The 18,295-nt window shown below is 32.8% G+C and carries 18 protein-coding genes and 3 tRNA genes; 12 read left to right on the forward strand and 9 right to left on the reverse strand.

Annotated features, from left to right (window positions below):
- Position 1 precedes the first annotated feature (1 nt).
- The 3 genes from fabG to Q1B37_RS19805 form a co-directional block, all read right to left on the reverse strand.
- Complete coding sequence (fabG, locus tag Q1B37_RS19795; RefSeq protein ID WP_299600465.1) at positions 2 to 733, reverse strand: 3-oxoacyl-ACP reductase FabG; 732 nt, start codon at positions 731 to 733, stop codon at positions 2 to 4.
- Positions 734 to 874: 141 nt separating this feature from the next.
- Positions 875 to 2,014 carry a WG repeat-containing protein gene (locus Q1B37_RS19800; protein WP_299901639.1) on the reverse strand — a complete coding sequence of 380 codons (1,140 nt, stop codon included), beginning with the start codon at positions 2,012 to 2,014 and terminating at the stop codon, positions 875 to 877.
- 100 nt (positions 2,015 to 2,114) lie between these two features.
- Positions 2,115 to 3,644 (reverse strand): histidine ammonia-lyase, encoded by a 1,530-nt coding sequence (locus tag Q1B37_RS19805; RefSeq protein WP_299901642.1) that lies wholly within the window; start codon positions 3,642 to 3,644, stop codon positions 2,115 to 2,117.
- A gap of 102 nt (positions 3,645 to 3,746) precedes the next feature.
- On the opposite strand from Q1B37_RS19805, the gene Q1B37_RS19810 reads away from it, so the two are divergent.
- On the forward strand, positions 3,747 to 4,988 hold the full coding sequence (locus Q1B37_RS19810) for an NAD(P)/FAD-dependent oxidoreductase (RefSeq protein ID WP_299901644.1): 1,242 nt from the start codon (positions 3,747 to 3,749) through the stop codon (positions 4,986 to 4,988).
- A 79-nt stretch (positions 4,989 to 5,067) separates the two neighbouring features.
- Here Q1B37_RS19810 and Q1B37_RS19815 read toward each other — a convergent pair whose 3' ends face one another.
- Together Q1B37_RS19815 and Q1B37_RS19820 are read right to left on the reverse strand one after the other, a co-directional pair.
- Positions 5,068 to 6,762, reverse strand: coding sequence for a hypothetical protein (locus Q1B37_RS19815; RefSeq protein ID WP_299901647.1), 1,695 nt, complete (start codon positions 6,760 to 6,762; stop codon positions 5,068 to 5,070).
- Positions 6,763 to 7,031: 269 nt separating this feature from the next.
- On the reverse strand, positions 7,032 to 8,627 hold the full coding sequence (locus Q1B37_RS19820; protein WP_299901650.1) for a hypothetical protein: 1,596 nt from the start codon (positions 8,625 to 8,627) through the stop codon (positions 7,032 to 7,034).
- A 285-nt stretch (positions 8,628 to 8,912) separates the two neighbouring features.
- Between Q1B37_RS19820 and Q1B37_RS19825 the strand changes: the two genes are divergently transcribed.
- From Q1B37_RS19825 to Q1B37_RS19850, 6 genes are all read left to right on the forward strand, one after another.
- Positions 8,913 to 8,996: transfer RNA gene (locus Q1B37_RS19825), tRNA-Ser, on the forward strand.
- 29 nt (positions 8,997 to 9,025) lie between these two features.
- Positions 9,026 to 9,100: transfer RNA gene (locus tag Q1B37_RS19830), tRNA-Pro, on the forward strand.
- 23 nt (positions 9,101 to 9,123) lie between these two features.
- Positions 9,124 to 9,197 (forward strand) — tRNA-Arg (locus Q1B37_RS19835).
- A 49-nt stretch (positions 9,198 to 9,246) separates the two neighbouring features.
- The gene (locus Q1B37_RS19840) at positions 9,247 to 9,495 is read left to right on the forward strand and encodes a GIY-YIG nuclease family protein (RefSeq protein WP_299901653.1); all 249 of its coding nucleotides are present in this window, start codon (positions 9,247 to 9,249) and stop codon (positions 9,493 to 9,495) included.
- A gap of 103 nt (positions 9,496 to 9,598) precedes the next feature.
- Positions 9,599 to 9,847: a GIY-YIG nuclease family protein gene (locus Q1B37_RS19845; protein ID WP_299901656.1), complete on the forward strand. Its 249-nt coding sequence runs from the start codon at positions 9,599 to 9,601 to the stop codon at positions 9,845 to 9,847.
- A gap of 270 nt (positions 9,848 to 10,117) precedes the next feature.
- Positions 10,118 to 10,549, forward strand: coding sequence for a hypothetical protein (locus Q1B37_RS19850; protein WP_299901658.1), 432 nt, complete (start codon positions 10,118 to 10,120; stop codon positions 10,547 to 10,549).
- Between the two features lie 224 nt (positions 10,550 to 10,773).
- Here Q1B37_RS19850 and Q1B37_RS19855 read toward each other — a convergent pair whose 3' ends face one another.
- Positions 10,774 to 10,992 (reverse strand): hypothetical protein, encoded by a 219-nt coding sequence (locus Q1B37_RS19855; RefSeq protein ID WP_299600447.1) that lies wholly within the window; start codon positions 10,990 to 10,992, stop codon positions 10,774 to 10,776.
- Between the two features lie 212 nt (positions 10,993 to 11,204).
- On the reverse strand, positions 11,205 to 11,735 hold the full coding sequence (gene mog, locus Q1B37_RS19860) for a molybdopterin adenylyltransferase (RefSeq protein ID WP_299600444.1): 531 nt from the start codon (positions 11,733 to 11,735) through the stop codon (positions 11,205 to 11,207).
- Positions 11,736 to 11,900: 165 nt separating this feature from the next.
- Here mog and Q1B37_RS19865 point away from each other — a divergent pair, with 165 nt between their 5' ends.
- The 4 genes from Q1B37_RS19865 to Q1B37_RS19880 all read left to right on the forward strand — a co-directional run bounded on the left by Q1B37_RS19865 (position 11,901) and on the right by Q1B37_RS19880 (position 15,623).
- Complete coding sequence (locus Q1B37_RS19865) at positions 11,901 to 13,127, forward strand: GTP-binding protein (RefSeq protein ID WP_299901660.1); 1,227 nt, start codon at positions 11,901 to 11,903, stop codon at positions 13,125 to 13,127.
- 182 nt (positions 13,128 to 13,309) lie between these two features.
- Complete coding sequence (locus Q1B37_RS19870) at positions 13,310 to 14,023, forward strand: hypothetical protein (protein ID WP_299901663.1); 714 nt, start codon at positions 13,310 to 13,312, stop codon at positions 14,021 to 14,023.
- Between the two features lie 50 nt (positions 14,024 to 14,073).
- Positions 14,074 to 14,571, forward strand: coding sequence for a hypothetical protein (locus Q1B37_RS19875; RefSeq protein ID WP_299901666.1), 498 nt, complete (start codon positions 14,074 to 14,076; stop codon positions 14,569 to 14,571).
- 125 nt (positions 14,572 to 14,696) lie between these two features.
- Positions 14,697 to 15,623: a GTP-binding protein gene (locus Q1B37_RS19880; RefSeq protein WP_299901669.1), complete on the forward strand. Its 927-nt coding sequence runs from the start codon at positions 14,697 to 14,699 to the stop codon at positions 15,621 to 15,623.
- A gap of 103 nt (positions 15,624 to 15,726) precedes the next feature.
- Here the strand turns inward: Q1B37_RS19880 and Q1B37_RS19885 are convergent, their stop codons facing one another.
- Positions 15,727 to 16,236 carry a hypothetical protein gene (locus tag Q1B37_RS19885; protein ID WP_299901672.1) on the reverse strand — a complete coding sequence of 170 codons (510 nt, stop codon included), beginning with the start codon at positions 16,234 to 16,236 and terminating at the stop codon, positions 15,727 to 15,729.
- A gap of 166 nt (positions 16,237 to 16,402) precedes the next feature.
- On the opposite strand from Q1B37_RS19885, the gene Q1B37_RS19890 reads away from it, so the two are divergent.
- A complete protein-coding gene (locus Q1B37_RS19890) occupies positions 16,403 to 16,792 on the forward strand; it encodes a transcriptional repressor (RefSeq protein ID WP_299600431.1) in 390 nt (129 codons plus the stop codon).
- Between the two features lie 69 nt (positions 16,793 to 16,861).
- Here Q1B37_RS19890 and Q1B37_RS19895 read toward each other — a convergent pair whose 3' ends face one another.
- Positions 16,862 to 18,130 carry a S8 family serine peptidase gene (locus tag Q1B37_RS19895; RefSeq protein WP_299600429.1) on the reverse strand — a complete coding sequence of 423 codons (1,269 nt, stop codon included), beginning with the start codon at positions 18,128 to 18,130 and terminating at the stop codon, positions 16,862 to 16,864.
- Positions 18,131 to 18,295 lie beyond the last annotated feature (165 nt).

The raw sequence follows: 18,295 nt of genomic DNA on the forward strand, positions 1-18,295 counted from the left end.
TCTATGAATATATTCCTCCGTTAATATTTACTACTTCTCCTGTAATATATGCCGCTTTTTTAGATGCCAAAAAAGTCACGAGATCTGCAACTTCCTCCGCTTCACCAAAGCGATTTACTGGAATCATTCGTTTTAACTCTTTTTCATCCATCTCTGCTGTCATATCCGTTTTTATAAAACCTGGAGCAACAGCATTCACAGTAATTTTACGTTTGGCTACTTCTTGCGCTAATGCTTTTGTAGCTGCAACTAAAGCTCCCTTAGCAGCCGAATAATTAGCCTGACCAGCTGTTCCTTTTACTCCTGATACAGAAACCACGTTAACAATACGACCATATCTGTTTGTCAGCATTTTTTGTATCAAATGATTTGTCACGTTATAGAAACCGTTTAAACTAATGTTCAAAACATCGTGCCAATCTTCTGGTTTCATCCACATAAACAAACCATCTCTGGTTATACCAGCATTATTTACTATAATTTCTATTGTTGCATCTGGATTTTCAGCAATCCAAGCGTCTAAAACCTTGTGAGTATCTTCTCTATCTGCTACATTAAACTTTAATAATGTACACTTTCCTCCTTCATCTTCAATTAACTTTTTAGTTTCATTAGCAGCGTCATCATTTGACTGATAATTGATCAAAACTGGATACTCCAATTCTTTTGCTAGTTTTACTGCTATTGCTCTTCCAATTCCTCTGGATCCACCAGTAACGAGGGCGTATTTCATTTACATATTTGGTTTTAAGATCAAATAATTATTGAAATTCTTAAAAAACAACAATTATTCCAAATTAAGATATAATTAACAATATTAAAAAAATCCCAACAACTTTAACAATCGTCTAAGGTTGCTGGGAAACTAGAAATTTTACTTAACATTTACAAAAGGCTCTGCATTTTCAAACCATTTACCTCCTAACAGCTTCCCATCTGGCGTTAAAAAACCCCATTTTTTCTCATGTTTAACTCGAGCTAAACCTTCAACAAAACCTTTTTGAGGGACTCTACCTGATAAAAAACCAAAACTTCCAGCCGTAATACCGTACTTTGTTTCTATCACTAAATCACCTTTTGTATTTATAAATCCCCATTCTTCGATTTTCACAGGAGCCATCCCGTTTTTATCGAAATAATCAACATCATCATATTTGTTTTCCACAACTACTTTACCATTAGTATCAATAAAGCCCCATTTGTTACCATCAAAAATTCCCGCATAGCCATTTTGAAAAGCTTTTGCTTTTACAAACTGAGGTTCTATCACCCATTTTCCTGATGTATCTATGAAACCATATTTTTCATCCTTCATGGCAATAGTATACTTTCCGCCCTCTCTAAAATCCCATATTTTAGCAGCTCCTTCAACAGCACTAAATGATGATGAGGATGCTATTCCAAAATTCTTTTCACCTTTCTCGGCTCTTGCAACACCATTTCTGTAGTTTCCTATTGAAGTATACTCTGCTTTAATAACTATTTTACCTTTGTTATCTATAATACCCCACTTACCTGACTGATTAGCAAAGCGAGCATAACCATTCTGAAATCCTTTAATAGTTTTATATTCTGGCTTTACAATTACTTCTCCTTTAGCGTTCATTAAACCTACTTTCTTGTCTTGTTTAATAAAAGCCACTCCTTCTTTAAAAGGATATATTTTTTCAGCATCTGAAAGAGCTAATTCCTTACCTTCTTTATCTATATAAACCCACTTCTTACCTTTAAGAACCATAGCTACTCCACTATTAAAGTCTTTCGCTTTACTAAACTGAGGTTCTAACAACCATTTACCATCAGGAAGTATATACCCCCATTTTTTTCCGTCTAAAACTAAAGCTACACCATCTGCAAAACTATTCGCTTTTTTAAATTGTGGTGTTATTACGAACTCAGCTTTTTTATTAATGTACCCGAATTTTCCATTTTCTCGAACTTTTGCCAGTTCCTGAGAGAATATTGTCTGTAAACCAAATACTAATGCTACTGTAATTAAAAATGCTTTTTTCATTATTTTATATTTAAGGTTTATTTTTTAGTACAAATAAAAAAGCATAGGTTAACATGCTTTTTTCTTTATGGCAAAATATATTAAATATTAATGAAATAAATTAGTACGCATTATTATCTTTTAGATAGTCCTTAACTTGCTGTACAAAAGGATATGTAATATAGTCTTTATCAAACGGAGGAACGATAGCTTTGATATCTTTCACTAATTTTTGTGTTCTACTTGAGAGTTTATCACCAAAATCCAGATATTCTAAAGCTTGTACAATAGTCATCAATTCTATCGCAAGTACTTCAAAAGTGTTTTCTATAACCGTTTTAGTCATATTAGCAGCATTTGTACCCATACTCACAATATCTTGATTGTCATTATTGTTAGGAATACTATGCACATACATAGAATTAGAAAGCGTTTGATTTTCTGCTGTGGTAGAAACAGCCGTAAACTGAATTCCCTGCATTCCAAAATTAAACCCTAACTTTCCTAAATTCGCAAAAGGTGGTAAGATATCATTTAGTTTAGAGTTTAATAAATAATTTAATTGGCGTTCCGCTAACATAGAAAGTTTTGTTACTACCAGTTTTAATTTATCCATCTCTAAAGACACATAGTCTCCATGGAAATTACCTCCATGATACACATGCTCTGTCTCTACATCAATAATTGGGTTATCATTGGCAGAATTTAATTCTTCGATTAAAATTCTCCCAACATGTTTTATAGTATCACAAACTGGTCCTAAGATTTGCGGAACACATCTAAGCGAGTAATACTCTTGTACTTTCTCTTTGAAATACGTATCTCCATTCTGACCAGAGTATAAATGCTCCGTACGATCTCTTGTAAGTTTACTATCCGAAAGATGTTCTCTCATCATACGAGCAACATCCTGTTGTCCCAAATGTAATTTACTATGATTAAGCTCTTCTGACAAATGATCATCGTATGCTTGAACTATTTCATTGATTGCTGAAGAACACACTATAGACCAATCCAATAATTTTTGAGCATTGATTACATTAACGATACCTATACCTGTCATCGCCGAAGTACCATTCATCAGTGCTAATCCCTCTCTAATCTTGACTTCAATAGGTTTCAGTCCAAGTTCTTTAAACACATCTTCTGTATTTCTTCTTTCTCCTTTGTAAAATACCTCTCCTTCTCCAATCAGTACAAGTGCTAAATGCGCTAACTGCACCAAATCTCCACTTGCTCCAACTCCTCCATGATCAAAAATTAAAGGCGTTACATCATGATTGATCAAATCTTTCAACCCGCTAATCACGGTAGTATTTACACCAGATTTTCCTAAGGATAACGTGTTTAGTCTGGCTAACATCAAAGCCTTAACGTAGGCAGGCTCCATAGGTTTTCCGGTTCCTGATGAGTGACTTCTGATCAGATTAAATTGTAATTCTATCCTATCCTTATCATCAATTTTATATTGAGCCATAGGACCAAATCCAGTATTAACACCGTAAATAACTTTATTTTCAGAAAATTTCTCTAAAAATTTATAGCTATCCTCCACTCTTTTCACAATGGATTCATCTATCGTAACCTTTTCTTCATTAAAAATTACACTAAGGAAATCTTTAATTTCTAACCTTTCTTTTGATATTAGCATTCGCGAATTAGTAAGTTTTTTCCAATATTTGTAAAAAAATTCAAGTTTACTCTTTATTTTTACGAGGGCAAATGTAATGTATTTAATGTACCTTTGAAAATTATGAAAAAAGAAAATGTAGATGTACTAGTTATTGGCGCTGGTCCTTCAGGCAGTGTAAGTGCTGCATATCTTAACAAACATGGAATTAACGTTAAGGTAGTCGAAAAAACAAAATTTCCACGTTTTCAGGTGGGAGAAAGTCTCATCCCCAGATGTATGGACAATTTTGAAGAAGCTGGACTTCTCGATTGTTTGATGAAACAAGGGTACGAAAAGAAATATGGTGCTCGTTTTATAAAAGATGGTGTAAAAGGCTCTTTTGATTTTAGCAAAAAACATGGTGAAGGATGGGATTGGACATGGCAAGTGCCTAGAGATCATTTCGACAAAACACTTATAGACGAAGCTATTTCACAAGGTGTTAGTGTGGATTTCGAGACCGAAGTAACTGATGTCCAATTTGACGGAACAAATTCTTTAACCACTGTAAAGCATAAAGACGGTTCAGAAAGTGAAATTGAAGCCAAATTTATAATCGACTCTAGTGGTTTTGGTAGAGTTATTGCCAGACAACTAGGATTAGAAGCACCACCAAAAATTGCCGAACACGGATCTATTTTTACACAAGTAAAAGATGTAAATAGACCTGAAGGAGTTGAAGGAACTACAATTACATTTGAAATTATAGAAACCGAAGTATGGTTCTGGTACATTCCTTTTTCTAACGGTAATACCAGTATTGGTTTTGTAGGTCCAATGGAATGGATCAATAAGTTTGAAGGCAACACGACCGAAGTTTTACAAGAAATGATGAAAACTTCGCCATACTATTACGATCAGTTTAAAGATGTTCCCTATCTTTTTGAACCTTATAAAGTAGAGAACATTTCTAAAAATGTTACCAAGCTTTTTGGTGATGGTTTTGTACTAACTGGTAACAGTGCAGAGTTTTTAGACCCTGTTTTTTCTTCAGGGGTTTCGTTTGCTACAGAAACAGGTTTGTTAGCTGCTAAACTAGCTATTAAACAATTAAACGGAGAAGAAGTTGATTGGCAAGAAAATTTTGTTGATCATATGAAACGTGGAGTTGATGTATTCTCTACTTACGTAAAAGAATGGTACACAGGAAATCTTCAGAAAATTATTTTCCATGATAAGCCAAGAGAAGATTTCAAAGAACAAATATGTGCGGTATTAGCAGGATATGTTTGGGACCAAACTAATCCTTTTGTAAAAAAACACAACCATATTGTTAGAAATGTTGCCAAACTAATAGAAATGGAAGAAAAAGTTGCAGAATAACAATTCTGCTTTTTAAGATATATAAAAAAGGTGGCTAATGTGCCTCCTTTTTTAATTTTTTAAATAAAATAAGGTTATGCTACTTAGCCTTCACCTTAACCAGAAAATCCTTACTTCTTCCTTCAAAACCTTCTATTAAAATTTCAGAATCAGACAATGGAAATATTTTATCTGTTTCGAAATGCTCTAACTCTGTCCCGTTGAAATCCCTCGTATTAAAAATTGCTTCTTTTTTCACTTCTCCAGTTTGATCATTAATAATATACGCTGTAAAATACCCTCCTTTTCCGTCTGTATGTTTATAAGGCACTTTATCCTCAGGTAAATTCAAGTTTTTAACATTATCTAAATACAATAAATAATGATTCTCTCCTGCAAACATATGTGTATATGACATAGTTCTTTTTCCTCTTCTACCTACTTGTAATTTTGGTAATTTATGCATCCAAGCCAAAGTACCGTCTACATTAATTTTAGCAGCTAAAATATCTCTGTAATAATGCACATAACTAGTACTGGTTCTACCTGTACTCGTAGTTCTTGTATTCGCTACGATATAACGCTGTTCTCCCAAAATCACGAAGCTACCATCATCATTAGCTGCAATAGTATTTATTTTAAGCCCATTAAAAGCTGGAGATTCAGCCTCATCATTTTCTTTTTTCTTATTCTTCTTTTTTTCCTTTTTAGTAGCGTACTTGGTTAACATCTCGATAGGAAACTCATAGCTATTAAAATCACTAATAGCTCCTTCATTATCTAATTTAGCAGTAAATATTCCTGTTGCCTGCCCTCTTCTTTTTCCAAAAAGCAACCCCTTTCCAGAATCGGGGTTTTTAGAAGTTCCCGACAAAACGATATCACCTAACGCATTTTCATATAACAAAATCTCATCCACCAATTTGTCTCCAATTTCTATTTTACTATTCACAATAGTATTTGTTCCCTTTTTTACTTTGAATATCTCTAAATGATAATTAGCATCTTTCTTTCCCTTTTTACCCCGTTTTTTCTTTTTAGTTTCGTTGGTAGTATCATCTTCATATACTTTTGCTAACATGAAAAAATTACCTTCTTTATCAATCGCAAAATCTTCATTATCCATCTTTTTCTCGGTGTAAGGCATTTCTACAACGTTATTCCAGATCACATTAAGATCTTTATCAAAAACATTGATAGAAATTCTATCATAGCTTTTAGAGTCATTTCTAAATTTTGGTTTTAAACGATACTCTAGTAATAATTGATCTTCATCAAAAGAAGTACGATATTCATATTTATTTAAAGTTTTAGCCTTAGTCGTAAAAAAACCTGAACGAACAAAAGCAAAATCCCCAGCCACTTTACCTTCTTGTCTAATAATCTCCTTGAATTCACTTATTCCTAAGGTCTTTAAAGATATAGCCTCATACTCCAATGACTCCACTTTTGCTTTTCTATCCCATTGCGCGTAGAAAAATAGTACGTTATCTCCTAGTCTTAGAATTTTCTCAAAATCTTCTCTTCGCTTTTCTTTAAAGAATTTCTTATGCTCTTTTCGTTCAACCTCCTTTAAGGTATTGGGATCAAACTTCTGAATAATTAGGTGATCCTTATGTCTATTTATACCTACAACATATCCGTCATACTTATAAAAGTTTCTCATCCCACCATCGGTTTCTCCATATTCCTCACCTACTTCTACGGTAAAATTTTCGGATAGTTTAGGATCTTGTGCAATTAAATTAAATGTACTTATCATAAGTACTAATAAAAAAATGTTGATTTTTTTCATACTAACTTTTGTCAATTTGTTTTAAATCAAGAAGAAAGCATATCGTTATAAACTACAGAAACGTATTCTTGACTTTTTAGAAGTTTTGTGTTTTTATTAAAATTTCTAATGGTAAGTATCAAAACAAAAGCAAATGTTACTATGCTATTGAAAAATTCATGCAAAACACCTATTTCAATTGATTTTATTTTGAAGTTATTTTACAAAAAAAGAGAGAAATAAATCTATTCCTCCCTCCTGTAATATTCGATAAATTGTTTTTCGAAAATCTATTTATCAAGCGAAACTTTTAGCAATAAATTATTCTTTTTACCATCAAACGCTTCAAAAATCATATCTTGATTTGGTAAAACAGCTGCTTTATAAACCTCTAGATTATCCAATCTAGAATTTCTAATATCACTTCCTGTCAAGATAGGTTCTTTAATAACTTCTCCAGTAGCATCATCTATAGTATACGATGTTAGATACAAGAATTCTTTTTTACCATCAAAATATCTCGTGGGATACTCATCAAAAGATCTTTTAAGATTGGTAAAATCATCGATATGGAACAAATAATGTTTACCTGAATCTTTAAAATTAAGGTATGACATACTTCTCTTTCCACGAGCACCGATTTGATATTTTGGTAATCTATGGAACCAGACTACAGTACCATCAGAAGTAATTTTCGAAGCTATCACATCTCTGTAATAATATTTATACGTAGTTCTGGATCCTGAAGAACTAGACGTCGTAAAGGACTCAACATACCGCTGTTCACCTAGTATTACTGCGCTTCCATCTTCATTATAAACAACATCATTCACTTTTAAGTTTTCAAAATCCTTTTTATCTTTTTCATCTTGTGTTCCTTCATTAATACGCTCTTCCCTTTTTAATGCATACTGCTCTAAAGTACCAGCTGGAATATCACTTTTGGTAATTGAAGAAACAATTCCTTCATTATTTAAGCTTGCAGAAAATAAACCTGAGGCTTCTATTTTATTATCATTATTTACATAAAAACCCGAAACTCTGACCTTACCTTGCTTATCTAGACCAAGTACAGCATCCATTATCGATTTACCTGGTAGTTCTATCTTGCTTTTAATAATATCTTTGGGGTTTTCCTTTATCTTAAAAACCTCTGTTCTATAGGTGTTTTCTAATTTATCCTTTTCTTCTGCACCAGAATTAAAAATAGAAGCAGTCATATAAAAACTCCCTTCATTATCTATCGCAAAATCTTCATTTTCCATACGTTTACTAACATACGGTAATCGAACTTTTCTACTCCAAAGCAACTTTAAATTCGAGTCATAAACGCTAATTCCTATTTTATCCGCTTTATCATTTGCTGTTTTTACTCTAAATAGCACTAATAATTTAGTTCCATCGAAAGACTTTTTAAAAACGAATTTGTTAATTCTTCCTCCTGCATCGAAGCCATATGTACTTTTAAACCCTACATCATTGGTAATATTATCTTTATCACTACCTACTAAAACTGGTTTTTCTGCAATAATCCCTGTTAGTGATATTCGCTGTGCAAATGCTTTATCCTTAACAGTATAAAAGGCAACGGCTTTACCATTTAAATTCATGACTGTTTGAAAATCTCCTTTATCCTCAATTATCTGTCTTTTTTTGACATCTTCCTTGAGATCTTTCAAGGAAAATCTTTGAATGGTCATATCCTTTCTTCCTTTTTTTATAGCCACCATATGCTCTCCAGAAGCTACATAATAAGAACTTAAACTTTTAATCCTTTTATACTTCTCTCCTATTTTAAAATTAAAATCTTCAGAAAGCACAGGTTTTTGACCGTAGCTAAATCCAGAAATTAGTAGAACAAAAATTAGAAAGGCTTTTATTTTCATTGTAAATTTTCTTTTATCAAAACGCATAGGTTATTGTATTTGGGTCGTGTTTCACAAATATATGATTATAGATTGAAATCACTATTTATATCCTTTGATATCATAAACATCTTAATTTTTCAAAAATTATTCCAAACAAAAAAACTGATTTTCAACTTTTTAAAATTATCCAGAAAATAAAACGAAAATAATGACAAAAAAATGTTGCATTGTAGATTCATAAAAGCTACATTTGCATCCGCATTTGAAATATTAATGTGGAGTTCATAATCAAAATTTGATTTAGGAGAGGTGCCAGAGTGGTAATGGAGCAGATTGCTAATCTGTCAACGCGTAAGTGTTGCCTGGGTTCGAATCCCAGTCTCTCCGCTTTAATTTTGAGTATTGTTTTCAAAATTCGGGGTGTAGCGTAGCCCGGTTATCGCGCCGCGTTTGGGACGCGGAGGTCGCAGGTTCGAATCCTGCCACCCCGACAATTTGAAAAACATAATTTACTGGTCGCGTAGCTCAGCTGGATAGAGCATCTGCCTTCTAAGCAGACGGTCACAGGTTCGAATCCTGTCGCGATCACAGGAAGCCTTACTTTTTAGTAAGGCTTTTTTGTTTAGATTACTTATTTATGTATACCGTTTATATTCTTTTTAGTAGTTCTAATGATAAATATTATGTTGGTCATACATCCAATCTTGAGGATCGAGTAAAAAGACACAATCAAGGGAGAAGTAAGTCAACAAAAACTGGTATTCCTTGGAAAGTTGTATATACAGAAAATTATCAATCTAAATCAGAAGCATACCAAAGGGAAGTGAAAATTAAAAAACAAAAATCCAGAAAATATATAGAACAGTTAATAAAATCAGCTCGATAGAGCATCCCGATTTCTAATCGGGACGATAACAGGTTCGAATCCTGTCGCGATCACAAGAAGCCTTACTTTTTTAGTAAGGCTTTTTTGTTTATATTACTTATTTATGTATACCGTTTATATTCTTTTTAGTAGTTCTAATGATAAATATTATGTTGGTCATACATCCAATCTTACGGATAGAGTAAAAAGACACAATCAAGGGAGAAGTAAGTCAACAAAAACTGGTATTCCTTGGAAAGTTGCATATACAGAAAATTATCAATCTAAATCAGAAGCATACCAAAGGGAAGTGAAAATTAAAAAACAAAAATCCAGAAAATATATCGAACAATTAATAAAATCAGCTCGATAGAGCATCCCGATTTCTAATCGGGACGATAACAGGTTCGAATCCTGTCGCGATCACAAGAAGCCTTACTTTTTTAGTAAGGCTTTTTTGTTTATATTACTTATTTATGTATTTCGTTTATATTCTTTTTAGTAGTTCTAATGATCAATATTCCAGAAAAAAAGTGTAATTCGTAGATGGTCCATGATTAGTAAAAAATATTCCTTACAATATATCAAATGAATTAATATTTATTGGAATAGGATTCAGAAGCCAATTAAATGCATCTTACTTTTGGAAAAAACCAAAATCATCATGGGATTATTTGCAACTGACAAAAAACAAATCACTTTAATTTACAATTCGGAAACATCTATTGGAAAACAAACGTATGCTTATACTATCAACTCCAAAAAAGAGATAAGAAGTATTGATACATCGAAAACAAAAATAACAGGAACACAATGGACAGAAATTGCAGAAAAATTAGATGTCGAAATTCAAGATTTAGTGGATAAAAAACATCCTAACTTTAAAAACCTATATAGCGAAGATATTAGCCTTGAAACTCATGATTGGTTAAAAATACTAGAAGAAAATCCTCAGCTAATACAACCTTCCATTTTAATTAAAAAAGAAGGGTTTTATCTTTTAAAAAATCCAACGGATTATCTAAAACACATGGAATCAGACAGCGCTGGAGTGTCTAGGAATCCAGAAAAATAATCCTATAAAACAAAAGTTTAAAAACACTAATGCCTTACAACTTCCATAGATACATTAAATTTGTAAACACATAAATTTATATTTATGGGGAATAACAATAATGTCATCTCTTGTATCGGAACTCTAGTTAGCATAGAGGTTTAGCTTATAATTAATACGTAATCAAGTATCATATTACTATAAAAATGAGACTATCTTTAAAATTGATAGCCTCATTTTTTATTTTATTGACCTTCTTCGCTACAACCAGTCAATCCTACGGCATGAGAAACATTAAATCCACAATGAGACCCTTCCCATTGACACCCTATATTACGATCACATTCATAATGAGGCAAACCACAACAATGAAAAGGTATCAAAGGAGTACCTCCATTTATTGATCTTTGCTCAAGCTTACTTAGATTACTGACATTCTTTAATTCTAAAAGTGATTTTAACATAATAAATTTATTTTAAGAGTAATTAATTTCTGAACATTTAAAGACAATAATCCTGATTGTCTTTAATTCACTATTCAATAAGTACGATTTTAGCATTATTGATTTGGATCATGTTTAAGCTCTAAAATAAATTTAATATAAAAGTTGAATTTTCCCCTAATTAAAAAAGAAAATATTCATGTGAATTAAAGAGTCATAAATCTTAACCGTTATTACTTTTTAGGCCTAAATACTTTTATATGATCGTCATTTGTATCCAAAAAAGGATGCCCTATCAACTCTAAACAATAAGGAATTGCAGGAAACACTGCTTGTACACATTCTCTAATAGATTTAGGCTTGCCAGGAAGATTTACAATTAATGTTTTATTTCTAATTCCAGCTGTTTGTCTGGATAAAATTGCCGTGGGAACATATTGCAAACTTTCTTGTCGCATCAGCTCTCCAAAACCTGGCATCATCTTTTTACATACATTTTCTGTGGCCTCTGGTGTAACATCTCTTGGCGCTGGTCCAGTGCCTCCTGTGGTAAATATTAGACAACACTCTTCCTCATCACTGAAAGCAATTAGCTTTTCTTCGATAAGGTGTTGTTCATCAGGAATTACTTGATACAACGGAGTCCAATCCGATGAAATATATTCACTCATTACCTTTATAATTTCTTTACCAGAAATATCTTCATAAACTCCCTGACTAGCTCTATCTGATATGGTAAGGATTCCAATTTTTATTTTACTCATGTAAATAATTTTGATTTTTGCAATGTTTTCTCAATACGTTCTAACCTATTTATTCAATTTGATGCAATAATAGGGAGAGAAAACACTAAAAGCAACATAGTTGCATTTGTGTTTTTATTACTAACTTTGATCTCACAAGTATATTTAATTTTAGTCTTTATAGTGATGAATATTTCAAAGAAATTACCTGTTACAGTATTAAGTGGGTTTCTAGGAGCTGGAAAAACCGCTTTATTAAACCATATTTTACACAACAAAGAAGGTCTTAAAGTTGCGGTTATCGTAAATGATATGAGCGAAGTGAATATTGATGCACAGCTTGTAGAAAATGAAAACACACTATCCAGAACTGAAGAAAAACTTGTAGAAATGTCCAACGGTTGTATCTGTTGTACATTAAGAGAAGATTTGATGATTGAGGTTGAAAAACTGGCTAAAGAGGATAGGTTTGACTACTTAATTATCGAGAGTACAGGAATTTCTGAACCGATACCAGTGGCACAAACTTTTAGTTTTGCTAGTGAGGACGGACAATTGGATTTAAGCCGATTTAGTTATGTTGATACTATGGTTACAGTGGTAGATGCTTTTAATTTTCTAAAAGACTTTTCTAGCCCTCAGTACTTAACAGATAGAGACCTTACTAATATAGACGGAGATGATAGAACTATTGTGAATCTTCTTACGGATCAAGTAGAATTTGCAAATGTAATTTTATTAAACAAGGTTGACTTGGTTACCGAATCCGAATTAAGAAATTTATATGACATCATTCATAAATTAAACCCTAAGGCTCGAATTATTCCAACTCAAAATTCAGAAATATCCTTATCCGAAGTAATTGGTACTGGTTTGTTTGATTTCGATGAAGCAGAAGCATCTGCAGGATGGATACAAGAACTAGAAAACGAACATATTCCTGAAACAGAAGAATATGGAATAGGTTCTTTTGTATACCGAAGTCGTAAACCTTTTCATCCAGAGCGATTTTTAGATTTTGCGACAGAACACTTCCCTTCTAATATAATTCGTAGTAAAGGATTGTTCTGGCTCGCTTCTAGACCTAATCAAGCACTTATTTGGGGTTCGGCCGGAGGATCCTTAAAAACAGATCCTGCAGGAGTTTGGTGGGCTTCTATGCCATTTACTGATCGCATTGGTTACGCAGCTTTTGTAAATAACCAAGAAATGATTGAATCTGAATGGGATACAGTTTTTGGGGATCGCAAAACCGAACTTGTTTTTATTGGTCAAAACCTAGATGTTACAGGTACAACCGAACTATTAGATTCTTGTTTGCTTACGGAAGAAGAAATTATCGAATGGAAAAACAATCAGTTTTTAGCAAAAGACAATTGGCCAATCCCTACCTACCAAGAACCAACACTATAAAATCCTAAATGGCAATAGACATTATTAAAAGTCTTGACACCTTTAAAATACAACGCTAATATTTTATGATTTCTTTATATAATTTGTTAATGCAATTATATTGCATTAACAAATTATCTTTTATATTTACGAGTAATTAAAACATTATCACTCTTAGATATTATCATCATAAAATCATCATTATGTTACAAAGAAAATTTGACCAAGTTGTAAAGCAGCATTATCCTAATGCTAAGGATGCAAAAGACACTTCTATACATTATTTAGGAAAAATGCAAAATGAACATAAACTTGATATTTCAAAAGTCTTAATGGCTACATCCGTTTGCTCAGACGATATCAATATTCCTTCTACAACATTTTTTAATGTTTTGTTTGGTCCCTTTATCATGGGAGGACTTGGAGGAATCCCATTTGTAGGTCAGACAGGTATGACCGCTTTTGCTCACCATATTCCTGATGAAGGAAGTGCCTTTATATTTTACGGACCACATATCGGAGTAACCTTAGATGGTGATTTAGGAAAAATGTACCGTCCTAGACAAGAAGAAACAGGAAATTCTTGTGGAGCCCTGATGTTAGCACTTAGTCGACTTCAAGATTCGAACTATCAACCCGTATTGAATGAAAATGATTACCAGCAAATGAAGCTGGAAGAGAGCTTATTACCTTACAGAAAAGACATTATTAATAGCAATAATCCACAGAAAGCTATAACGGAAGCAACCTATGAAATTATTCATAAAAAAATTCATGAGTATGTAAAAACATGTAAGGACGAATTTCCTGTGGATAAAGTTGCTCTTTTAGGAGGAATCATCATTAATACGGATTATGGCTTAGATGATTATTTTGATGCTAAAAACTTTGAAATAATAGACCTTAAAAGTTTATAATATTTTTTCTTAGACACAAGTTTTTAATTAATAAAACTATTTACACTATAGTGAAAAAACACCTATATTTTCTTTGTCCTACCGACTATTTAGAGTCAATTATCAATGCTACTTTTCATGAAGAGAACTATTATTATAACTCTTTAGGAAACTCTATAACATTTGATTCAGAAATGATAGGACAAATAAATAGGTTGATACAAAAGAATGATATTGGAGAAATCACCTTTGCATTATCCGACAACAATCGTATTGTTAAAGACGCTATAAAAAACCGTCATTTTATAGATATCAAAGGTTTAAATGATTTTTATGAGCAAATTCATAAGCAGAAACAACATTCAGATATACTTTGGCAAACAGATCATCCTTATTTTTCAGTTTTCTCATACCATTTGAATAAAAAAATTAATGAGTTACAACTTGCACTGAACACTATATATAAGATTCCTATAAAAATAACCGGTAAGATTTATATTAAAAAGGAAGCTATTTTTAAAAACATTTATTCTGATTTAGTTTGTGTAGACAAACATTGTCTAAACTAATCTCCGAAATTCCTTCAAAAGCTAATCTCAATAGAAATTATAAGGAGAAGTATTCGTCTAATACTATAAAAAGATAGTATCTTAAACTATTACTTAAAAACAATACCTTTTAAATTAATATCCTAGTGGTTAACAATAAAGAAGCCATCATAACGGTTGTAGGTTTTTTAGGAGCTGGAAAAACTACATTACTCAAACACTTATTGACTAGTTTTATCAGTAGAAATTGGGATCCATTTGTCATTCTCAATGACTATGAAAATGCCTATTTAGATGCTCAACAATTTTCTGAACAAATTGAATTAAATAGTATTAAACCATTAAGTGGCAGTTGCATTTGCTGTAGCGGTATTGTGGAACTAAGAAATGTAATTAATAGAATTCCAGCCCGAAAAAACGGAATCACTTTAATTGAAGCTAATGGAACATCAGATGCGTGTACATTGATGGAGTTTCTCGGTGTTGGACTGAATGAACGGTTTTTACCACCGATCCAAATATCTGTAGTGGATGCTAAAAACTGGCAACATAGAGGTGAACACAATGAATTAGAAACAAATCAAATACAGGTTTCTTCTTTAATTGTACTAACGCATATACATACTATTTCTTCAGATAGAAAAACTACTGTAGTTGAAGAATTAAAAATATTAAATCCTTTTGCGAAAATCACAACGATGGAGAATTTAAATGTTTTATCACTTCCCGAATTAGTCCCTACCAACAATAGAGCACAGCAATTTAATCATCAAAAAGCTCATTGGGCTTCTAGTTCTGTGGATTTGCCCAATCTTCCTGAAATTGATTGTATTTACAAGATTTGTGAGGCAATACCTAAAAGTATTCTGCGAATAAAAGGATGTACTAAAATAAAGAATGATAAAAACTACACCTACTTCGAAAGAAAACCTGATGGAGACGTTTATATACGACCTTTTAATGGAATACCTATAACAGGTGCTAAACTTCTTACCATTGGTCCAGGAAGTAATCCTTCTACTTTAACTGAAGCAATTGAAAACAGCATTCAAAATATAAACCATTTACTATAATTGAATTAACCTGACACCAATTGCAATTGGTATTAACATAAAAAAATCGAGCTAAAATTACTTTCAACTCGATTCATATTTAATAATTTATATCAATAAATTATTATTCTTTATCAACTTCACCTTCTTTTGCTTTTTCCTGATCTTCTTTGATCATTTTCTCATCTTCTTCCTTAATTTGCTTATGCTCAGCAGCTAGTTTTTGGTGTTCTTTTTCCATAGTCTCATGTTCTGCACTCATAGACTCATGTTCCTTGGTCATCTGCTCTAACGTAATTTCACCAGAAACATGTTTAGCTTCAAGCTCTGCATGTTTTTCTATTAATGCTTTGTGTGCAGCGATTAACTCACCATGTTTTGCTAAAACATCAGTGTGTTTTTTTTCGGTAATCACATGGATCGAATCGTTCTCTAATGTTTTATGCGCATTCACCATTTGTTGATGATCATCCTTCATAGCACTATGCTCTTGAGCCATTGTCTCATGAGAAGTTTCCATGGTTTTGTGTTTCTCTACCATCGCTTTGTGCTCTGGAGATTCTGCTGGGTTTTGCTTGCAAGAAACAAACAAAATTGCCGCTACTAATACTGTTAATTTACTAAGTGTTCTCATAATATGTAGTTAAGTTTTGCGAAGTTAAATAAAAAAACTCCCTCTTTATACAGGATAGATTTTTTAAATATTGATAAAAGTTCTTTATGTATACTTCTTAAAATGATTGTTCTCTTATTAAAAATTATTATTTTAACCGTATCAACGGGAATTTGAACATAATATTATGGAAATAAAAAAAACTAGGAATACAGAAAAACAAAACCTGGTTAAAGAAATTTTATCCAAATCGGAGCACACATTGTCTGCCGATGACATCATGCTCGCCATGCCTATAAAAGTCAATAAAACTACGATATATAGGATTTTGGACCGTTTTGCAGAAAAAGGAGAAGTTCATTTCGTGACGGGTAAAAACGGAAAAGCGTATTACGCTTTATGTGGTAACAGTTGTGGAACTTCGCACAAAATCCATAACCATATTCATTTCGAATGTCAAATATGCAATGAAGTTACCTGCCAACCAAACACGCTTCATATTCCTAATTTAGAAGGGTTTACAATACAGGAAACACAGTTTTTAGTGATTGGTATTTGTAATAAATGTAAAAAATGAAACCATCAGCTCTCCAGCTAATGGTTTCGTAACTACACATCCCAACGATAAAATAAAATGATATTCTTTTTATCTTACAGCGATAGGATAGTTTTCTCCTCGGCTACTAACTGTGCCGGATGTTCTAGGTCCGTTATTTCTAGCGTGCATGATTCCAGCTACATGAGGCGATGCCATTGACGTACCGCTTAAAGTTGCATATCCTCCATTTAGATATGTACTTCTTACACTACTTCCTGTAGCAATTACATCTACTGGATTCATATTATAATTAGAAAAAGATGAGAAACCTCTATTACAAGTCATAGACGCAACTGTGAAAATATTATTTCCATTTACACAAGCAGGCTGATAATTTGCAGAGTTCGCACTACTGTTTCCTGCAGCGATTGCTATTCTTGTTCCTCCGTTAGCTAATGCCGTTAAAGCACTTCTATAAGAAGAGTTATTAGCACATCCTGATCCGAAGAAACCTCCTAGACTTAAATTAGCTACATCACCTGGTAAATCGTACTGACCAACATGGTTGATTCCTGATAAGATTGTAGATGTACTAGTTCCTCCACTACATCCAAAAACTCTCACTGGTACTACTGGTGCTCCTGCAGAAACTCCTACAACACCAATTCCATTATTGATCGCTCCAGCAGTTCCCGCAACATGCGTTCCGTGACCGTTACAATCGTTTGCAGAACCTCCCACAAAAGATCTTGCGTAGGTAGTATTGGTTACTACATTAAGATCTGGGTGATCTAAATCAATACCTGTATCGATTACCCAAATCCATTCGTCTCTATTAGCGCCATTTCCAGCTCCACCTGCACGTGTAATTCCACAAGGTGTCTGCTGTGCCATTCTTTGAGACTGCTCTCCAGAGATTACTTCTTCTATTTCGAATTTTGGCAACTCCACTACTCTATCATATTCTATAGAAGCAATATTGTCATCTTTTGCTATTTTTTCGAATTCGCTATCATCAAGATTAATTGCTACTCCAGAAATTTTTGTAGTGTAATAGCTTAATACTTTGGACTGATCCACATTGTATTCAGATAAAATGGTGTTCATTTTTTTAATAGAAACCTCCGAGATATCGCGAACGGCACTTGCCTTGTCCTCTCTACTCGTAAAAGATCTTTTTTCTAAAACCTTAGATGCTGGTTCTACCTTAGAATCCTTGAACGTAATAATAAATTGTCCTGGAATAATTTTACCTTCTGTACTCGTTGGTTGTACAATAGTTTCCACCGTTCCGTCCGAAAAATTTTCGTTTTGACAAGAGGTGATCATCAATGCTGAGAGCATAGCGCCCGCAGCTAGTTTACTAAAAGTTTTCATATGAGTTAAATTTGTGTTAGTGCCCAAAATTAAAAATTCAAATGAAAAAATCACTGTGGTAAAACCGCAGGCCAACGTATTAACAAATCCATTTTTAGGGTAAAAACAACCAAATAAAAAACACTAACGCAACATCATTGCATTAGTGTTTTTAGCCATTGAGAA

The organism is uncultured Aquimarina sp. (genome assembly GCF_947492965.1).
Lineage (GTDB): Bacteria > Bacteroidota > Bacteroidia > Flavobacteriales > Flavobacteriaceae > Aquimarina.

What these genes read in the sequence shown, in the direction of transcription:
- Q1B37_RS19845 (WP_299901656.1), top strand. Translation starts at nt 9,599, where the DNA reads ATGTATACCGTTTATATTCTTTTTAGTAGTTCTAATGATAAATATTAT.
- Q1B37_RS19865 (WP_299901660.1), top strand. Translation starts at nt 11,901, where the DNA reads ATGAATATTTCAAAGAAATTACCTGTTACAGTATTAAGTGGGTTTCTA.
- Q1B37_RS19890 (WP_299600431.1), top strand. Translation starts at nt 16,403, where the DNA reads ATGGAAATAAAAAAAACTAGGAATACAGAAAAACAAAACCTGGTTAAA.
- Q1B37_RS19840 (WP_299901653.1), top strand. Translation starts at nt 9,247, where the DNA reads ATGTATACCGTTTATATTCTTTTTAGTAGTTCTAATGATAAATATTAT.
- Q1B37_RS19870 (WP_299901663.1), top strand. Translation starts at nt 13,310, where the DNA reads ATGTTACAAAGAAAATTTGACCAAGTTGTAAAGCAGCATTATCCTAAT.
- Q1B37_RS19815 (WP_299901647.1), bottom strand. Translation starts at nt 6,762, where the DNA reads ATGAAAAAAATCAACATTTTTTTATTAGTACTTATGATAAGTACATTT.
- Q1B37_RS19800 (WP_299901639.1), bottom strand. Translation starts at nt 2,014, where the DNA reads ATGAAAAAAGCATTTTTAATTACAGTAGCATTAGTATTTGGTTTACAG.
- fabG (WP_299600465.1), bottom strand. Translation starts at nt 733, where the DNA reads ATGAAATACGCCCTCGTTACTGGTGGATCCAGAGGAATTGGAAGAGCA.
- Q1B37_RS19820 (WP_299901650.1), bottom strand. Translation starts at nt 8,627, where the DNA reads ATGAAAATAAAAGCCTTTCTAATTTTTGTTCTACTAATTTCTGGATTT.
- mog (WP_299600444.1), bottom strand. Translation starts at nt 11,735, where the DNA reads ATGAGTAAAATAAAAATTGGAATCCTTACCATATCAGATAGAGCTAGT.
- Q1B37_RS19805 (WP_299901642.1), bottom strand. Translation starts at nt 3,644, where the DNA reads ATGCTAATATCAAAAGAAAGGTTAGAAATTAAAGATTTCCTTAGTGTA.
- Q1B37_RS19885 (WP_299901672.1), bottom strand. Translation starts at nt 16,236, where the DNA reads ATGAGAACACTTAGTAAATTAACAGTATTAGTAGCGGCAATTTTGTTT.
- Q1B37_RS19810 (WP_299901644.1), top strand. Translation starts at nt 3,747, where the DNA reads ATGAAAAAAGAAAATGTAGATGTACTAGTTATTGGCGCTGGTCCTTCA.
- Q1B37_RS19855 (WP_299600447.1), bottom strand. Translation starts at nt 10,992, where the DNA reads ATGTTAAAATCACTTTTAGAATTAAAGAATGTCAGTAATCTAAGTAAG.
- Q1B37_RS19895 (WP_299600429.1), bottom strand. Translation starts at nt 18,130, where the DNA reads ATGAAAACTTTTAGTAAACTAGCTGCGGGCGCTATGCTCTCAGCATTG.